Source organism: Candidatus Symbiopectobacterium sp. NZEC135 (assembly GCF_025962695.1).
In genome coordinates this window covers 1-886 of the sequence record NZ_JAGFPF010000852.1, presented here as the reverse complement: position 1 = coordinate 886, position 886 = coordinate 1, and the positions used below count along the sequence as shown (strand labels likewise).

The following is an 886-nucleotide window of genomic DNA, read 5'->3' as shown; positions in this document are numbered from 1 at the left end:
GCATCACCCTTTATCGTTGTCGATGAGAAGCTTAACACGGTACTTATTGATGCTGTAGATGGTTATCAATCTGAGATATTTGCCCGAGATGCCACTGTAAAAATGGGAGGCGCTGCGATTTTTGCTGCTTATCCCATCTCCCCCATTCAAGCAAAAAAATCGGGAATTGCAGGAACGATTAGCTTGATGAAAAACATTGGTGAAAAGATGCAGCAAGCCATTTCCAATAAAGACAACCTGGTAAATACCCTAATTAATCTGCTTCAGGGTCATGTTTTGTTTCGTGGGAAACTGAACCTAGTGAATCAGCGAAGTGAAGGCGGTTTTACTTATGGGCATGCTGATTTTAGTGGTTTGGACAATAAGAAAAAAAATTTTAAGGTGTTATTCCAAAATGAATATTTGCTAGCGCTAGAAAATGACAACCCCTTGTGCATGACGCCTGATTTAATTATTATTATTGACGAAGATTCTGGCATTCCCATTCTTGCCGAAAAATTAAGCTATGGAATGAATGTGGTTGCTATTGGTGTGCCAGCCAATAATAAATGGCGTAGTCAACGTGGTATTGAAGTTTGCGGGCCACGCTATTTTAAATACCCGATGGATTACTCCCCTGTCGAAGATTGTATAAAGGCATACAAATGACGTATTGCATAGGAATTGATGTTGGCGGGACACATGTTGACGCTGTCTTATTAGATTCGAGAGGCGAAATTCTTGCCAAGACTAAGCAGATAACGACATCTAATGTCATGTACGCTGTAGATAAGGCTGTTGAAGCGTTACTGGTTAATCAGTCAATTAATCGATCACTTATTAGCCGTGCCATGTTGGGCACTACGCATTGTACTAATGCTATTGTTGAGCGCAAAGGGCTAGAGGC

2 protein-coding genes are annotated in these 886 nt (G+C 41.0%); both read left to right on the top strand.

The genetic code is table 11. The features are described from left to right. A partial coding sequence (locus tag J5224_RS30950; protein ID WP_264628845.1) for a DUF917 domain-containing protein occupies nt 1-648 on the top strand: 648 nt, incomplete at its 5' end. Next, on the top strand, nt 645-886 hold a 242-nt coding region (locus J5224_RS30945), incomplete at its 3' end, for an ROK family protein (RefSeq protein ID WP_264628844.1). The genes J5224_RS30950 and J5224_RS30945, both read left to right, overlap by 4 nt.